Source organism: Enterobacter cloacae complex sp. 6730903, from assembly GCF_048283985.1.
Taxonomy (GTDB): Bacteria; Pseudomonadota; Gammaproteobacteria; order Enterobacterales; family Enterobacteriaceae; genus Enterobacter; species Enterobacter hormaechei_C.
This window is the reverse complement of record NZ_JBLVXX010000194.1, coordinates 1-306: the sequence shown is the minus strand read 5'-3', so window position 1 is coordinate 306 and position 306 is coordinate 1. Positions and strand designations below refer to the sequence as shown.

The following is a 306-nucleotide window of genomic DNA, read 5'->3' as shown; positions in this document are numbered from 1 at the left end:
ACTCGGGTTCATGGTCGGTTGGCCAATCGTTTTATTCTTGGTGGCAGAACGCTTACGTAACCTTGGTAAATATAACCTTTCAGACGTAGTTTCATTCCGTCTTGAAGAAAAACCAGTTCGTACTTTAGCTGCTTTCAGCTCGCTCGTTGTAGTCGCGTTCTATTTGATTGCACAAATGGTAGGGGCAGGTCAGCTCATCAAACTATTATTTGGTTTGAACTATAACATTGCAGTTGTGATTGTCGGCTTGCTCATGATGGCTTACGTTATTTTCGGCGGAATGCTAGCAACCACATGGGTACAAAT

Annotated in this window: 1 protein-coding gene; it reads left to right on the top strand. The window is 43.1% G+C overall.

Annotation, left to right across the window (positions count from 1 at the left end; genetic code table 11):
* A partial coding sequence (locus tag ACNQ0W_RS25530) for a sodium:solute symporter family transporter (protein ID WP_417933327.1) occupies window positions 1-306 on the top strand: 306 nt, incomplete at both ends.